Origin of the sequence: Alteromonas sp. DY56-G5 (assembly GCF_041414725.1) — a bacterium.
GTDB classification, from domain to species: domain Bacteria; phylum Pseudomonadota; class Gammaproteobacteria; order Enterobacterales; family Alteromonadaceae; genus Alteromonas; species Alteromonas macleodii.
On record NZ_JANHZQ010000091.1, the window covers coordinates 1 to 5170 of the forward strand.

At 38.5% G+C, this 5170-nt stretch carries 3 protein-coding genes; 1 reads left to right on the top strand and 2 read right to left on the bottom strand.

Translation table 11 applies throughout. The features are described 5' to 3' along the window. The coding region (locus tag NO989_RS21460) for a Phenylacetic acid catabolic protein (protein ID WP_371343172.1) at positions 1-563 on the bottom strand (563 nt) is incomplete at its 3' end. A gap of 917 nt (positions 564-1480) precedes the next feature. Between NO989_RS21460 and NO989_RS21465 the strand changes: the two genes are divergently transcribed. Then, on the top strand, positions 1481-2047 hold the full coding sequence (locus NO989_RS21465) for a recombinase family protein (protein WP_015068652.1): 567 nt from the start codon (positions 1481-1483) through the stop codon (positions 2045-2047). 26 nt (positions 2048-2073) lie between these two features. Here NO989_RS21465 and NO989_RS21470 read toward each other — a convergent pair whose 3' ends face one another. After that, the gene (locus NO989_RS21470; RefSeq protein WP_088941599.1) at positions 2074-5079 is read right to left on the bottom strand and encodes a Tn3 family transposase; all 3006 of its coding nucleotides are present in this window, start codon (positions 5077-5079) and stop codon (positions 2074-2076) included. Between the last annotated feature and the right edge of the window lie 91 nt (positions 5080-5170).

Below are 5170 nucleotides of genomic sequence, written 5' to 3' on the forward strand. Positions count from 1 at the left end.
CTTATAAGAGCTTCTTGAATTTGCTTGAATCCATTTTTCGTCTTACACATGCTCCTCGTAATCCTGAATCCATGCCCAACGTGCAGTTTTTCATCCTTTAAAACATGAGGGCACATGTCAGCAATAGGCCTGTAGGAACTTTGAGCCATTTCCTCTAGGACATCAATTACAGCGTCTTCTACAAGAGTCGAAATCAATGCTCTTTCAGCCCAATTTCGACAACTTTTTACGGCTTCGGTCGCGTAGAACGCTCTATCGTTCAAGTTTTGCGATAGCATAAATGACGTATCTATACCAATATCTAATAAAATGTCCGCAGCTCTTTGATAGTGGTCAAGTTCATCCTTGGCTAATTCGCAGCACACTGCTTTCTCGTAGGGGTCATTTGTCAAAAAGTAAAACAATTTTACATAGTCATCAGCTCCAGAAAGTTCCCCTTCAGCATGGGCAGTCAATTGCCTCTTAACGAGATCTTGATATTCTTTAGGTGTTTCAAGTAGTTCTGATGGAGTTGATATATGGAATGGGCTTACATCTTTTACAGCAATAGATTCTTGTAGCATTTCACAGTCCTTTTTGGAAAAGTAGTTACCAAGAACAAATGCGAAGTTAATCTTGGTAAGGTCCTGTCTATAGGATGCCCACCTTTTTCAGAAATTCAAATTGCTACTAATGTTCATGACAGCAGAAAATGAGTTACATCAATGCCTAACAGATAACTGGACCTTTAAAGCAAACACATGTTTTACTTGAACCTACAAAATAACTCAAAAAAATCAAGGCGAGTTCCACACAACGTCATACGGCTTTCCAATTGGAAAGTCCATACCACAAAATAACCATAGAAATGATCTGCAAATTTGTAAAGACGTTGTTTAAAAAATTTGCCAGAAAGTAATAAAGTTATTAACTAAGTTCTTAACGCTGGGAATTGATATCACGAGCTACGACCATACCTAAAGTATAGTCGCGTGATTACTAAAGGAACTTGACGGTCTAACTAACCTGAACTCGGTTTAAGAAATTGAACTAATTGCCTGTTCCAAGATCCGATCTTTCGACCAAGAAAAATATGGACCAAAAAGTGTTCAGCGTTCTCCAAGTCCCAATGCCACATACCGTCCAATGACGAGTGTTCAATAAACCTGAATATGCGCGTATCGGATTGAACTAAGTCGAGCAACTCTTTCTCAAGTCTATGCAATGGTAATACCTTTTAGTTCAACGCCGACGTTTGAACTTCCTCTATTTACACCTACTGCTGTGTTAATGATAGCGTCAGTATCTCAATGAAGAAACTAATTAAATTAATACTAAATCAATAAATTCATCAAACAAGAAAGTATTAAAAAACGACCGTTTTATGAGAGTGAAAAGTATTTTCTCCGCTCGGTCTGATTTTATTGGTTCTATTTGTTTTATAAACCCATCTCATTTAATATAGTCTCATAAAGTCATTTTTCAACATGTAAATAAGATTATGGGGCTCAAAATAGGGTATGCTCGAGTAAGTACATCTGATCAAGACTTAAATCTACAGATCGATGCGTTAATGAACAACGGGTGTGCTCCTGAACATATTTTTACCGATAAAACGTCGGGAGCAAAATCAACTCGACCAGGATTAGATAAATGTCTTGATACATTGTCATCTGGAGACATTTTAATAGTATGGCGATTAGATCGTCTTGGCCGCTCAATGTCTCACTTGATCAATTTGATTGAGTCATTAGTTGAAAAAGACATTGGATTCAAATCGATCCAGGACGGTGCTATTGATACAACAACAGCTTCAGGTGAGTTGATGTTCAATATATTTAGTGCATTGTCGCAATTTGAGAGACGATTAATCCAAGAGCGGACCAATGCTGGTTTATCTGCTGCAAGAGCACGAGGACGGAATGGCGGTAGACCTAAAATCGGTATCAACAACCCTAAAGTCCAGATGGCAAAGCAGATGCACCAAAATAATTCACTTTCTATAGAGTCTATTTGTAATTCACTTTCTATATCTAAAGCAACTTTCTATCGTTATTTAGCAATGTGATTATAAGAAAGCAACTCATTGAACTATTATTCACTTTGCAGAGGCTCCACACCACTAAGCAAACCTGCCAAATCAATCGCTTTACGATTTTTGTTAAAGGCATACTCTCCGTTCAAGTTGATGTGCTGCCAAGCAACCGGTGATAGTTTAGAAATAATATCTACCACATCTTGTCTACCGTTTCTTTCTTGGATCTTCAAAAAGGCTGATAACAAGGCAGAATTATAATAGATAATACAGTTTGAAATGAGCCGCGCACAATCATTCCATTGAGACACCTGATAATCGTTACCACCACGAAATCTATTACCATTGACTGAGGTAATGGCTCGTTTTAACTGGTGATAGGCTTCCCCTCTATTTAACGCTTGCTGAACATAATGGCGTAGTGTTGAGCTATCAACGTACTCCAAAACGTAAATCGCTTTAATTAGACGATCATACTCATGCAAAGCTGACAACGTGCGACTCTTGCCGTTACTGAGCTTTCTAATGATGGTGCTTTGAGTAGTTGTCTTTTGGCTAAGAGAACAAAGGATATGTTGAATGTTTTCCCATTCTTCAGCCACTAATTTATAGTTAACGTCTTTCTTTAACTGAATTCGGCCACCTTCTTCTTCAGTAACTTCAAATAAGTCAAAAAACACTCGTTTCATTTTTGCGTATCGAGGCGCAAAGGTGTAGCCAAAGAAATCTAAAATAGCGAAATTGACGTTATTCGTGCCGTGGTTATCGGTGGATAACGTATTTGGCTGTATCTCAGAGGTATTGTTGTAAAGCAAATCAAATGCAAAATGACCTTCATATTCATTCGCGCCAATAACTTGAGTATTCACTGGCACATGATTTGACACTAACGTCAGCGCTGAGACACCTTTGCCTTTGGCAAAATACTTGGATGAATAACGGGCTTTAAAGGTGTTGATCCTACACTCGAATTTTTGACCATCGATGCTTGAAAATAACTGATTGTCATCAATATGGTAGTAAGCAAATATTGGCAGGATAGCAATGGCATTAGAGATCTGATCATTAGACTCTTTCAGCGTCTCGTATCTGATGTAACTATCATTAACACTGCGCAACTTTCCCATCGAACGGTCGGAGATATTGGCCATTTTATATAGGCCGTAATTCGTACCGTTGGCGAGTATGCAGGCAACCAGATCTTCTTTGTCTACTGATGATTTTTGTTTTGTGGTAGCGATATGTGTAAAAGCATTGAGGTAATTAGTTTTTTCGTCAACAAACAGCATAAGCTCGACAATACCCATATGCTGAATTTGATTATAGAGAGGGTTATCAACCGTTTGTTGCCAGCGGCTATTTGGGATAGACCATTTTAGTTCTGACTTACCAGGTATAACTTCGACGTATTTGTTGTCACCACTGAATATATGTGTGCCAGCCTCTTTCAATTTCACTTCAAGCTGATACTGCTTCTCATCCAAGGTTTGGTTAATTGGTGCTGATAGTTTATCAAGCCCTGTATTTTCAATAATATCGTCTTTGTTTTGCCATTCTTTTGGCTGGATTAAATCTGAACTCAGACTACGATTATTGACACTCTCTTTTACGGTAAGGCTATTGTTTTGAAATAGTTGCTCTGCTTTACGATACAGGAAGTACTCAAAACGAATAGCTATTTGCTTAGAAACTTCTCCTTGCAAATACCCTCGGTCACCTTTGGGTACCAAGTCTAGGTTGATGGTTCTAACAGCCTTGCATTCACTGAGTTCAGAGCGCAACGTTACATACTGATTATGTAAATCATCTTTTAAATGGATAAACTCAATGTCTATGGCCATGAACAAGGAGCGTAGAAGTTTACTCACCTTGCTTGACTGTTTATCAATAAATTGCCACTCATATTTACGCCCATCAAAATCATTGCTATCAAGATGTTCGCTAAGCAATTTAATGTTCTCAGCAGGTAGCAACTTAAAGGCTTTTTTGCGTACATCGCCAAAGGTCAATGCATCGTCAATATCGCTGTCAATGAAGTAATTCAGCAGACTGCCAGCCGATTTCAATTTTGTTCTGACAATGTTTATATCTTCGATAACTCCCTGTTTGGCGTGACTCTTTGCTCCTTCAGCAAGCTTTCGGACGAGATAGATAAATGCAGAAACGAGGTTGTCGTTAGTTTCGCGGTACCTGAAGAATAGATAACAAACAAGATATAACAAGGTTTGACTATCAGCATGTCTTTTTAACTTATAAACCGACTTGTGTTTTACTAAAGACGCGTAGTATTCAAGGTTTTTCGGTGACAGCTCTAATTCAGCAATCAGTGTCTTAATTTCTGGATAAAGCGCACGTATGATTTTATGCGTCTTTAGTTCTTGTGATATTTGGCTGGCTGAAAAATCCTTCGCCATGCGCTTTAACATAGCGAGATCTGTGAACGTGCTTTTGGAATCAAGCAATCTAAGAAGCGTAGCTTTTGTATCACTGCCTAGGTTTTGGTTCAGGACAGACTCAATGCGACTACGCTCACTAGAAAGTACACTCGATATGATATCTTGAAGTGTCGTATAACCAGCTAACGCAATCCTGTTTTGTCCAAAGTAAGCAATGCATTCATCAAACACATATCTTGGCTCTTGATTGATTTTAACAACGACATTGAGCCTTTTGAGTAAAGGTGCCTTGTCATTCTTGCTCTGGTAAACGGAGAAGCCTGTATAAGTCAGAAGTTTTCTAACTAACGCTGTTTTGGTTCGCGGTGGAATATCTTCATCTTGAACGCTTTTATCGCTGAAATATTTTGCTTTAACGTAGTTAAAGTCAGGTTCAACATCTGAGAATGTAAAATTGAAAATTATTGGTCTGGATCTGAAATAACCCAATAAGAGGATAAAATAGATTCTGGTCTCTGTTTGCCTCAACGTATTGACCAGTTTCTGAGTTTCCTTGTCGAGTGAAAAGTAGTCTTCTCTGTCGGAGTGACTAAAGTTGGGGAGAGCATAAAGTTCTTTGACTTCAAACGACGTGAGTATTTGAATGCGTTTTGTTTGTTCAGCAGCGATGGCATATAGTCCTGATTATTTTTTCATAATCATAACAGACTCAATGTTTTAATTCCTAATGCCGATTTCGAGGGGATGGGCGCAAAACCCC

What these genes read in the sequence shown, in the direction of transcription:
- NO989_RS21465 (WP_015068652.1), top strand. Translation starts at nt 1,481, where the DNA reads ATGGGGCTCAAAATAGGGTATGCTCGAGTAAGTACATCTGATCAAGAC.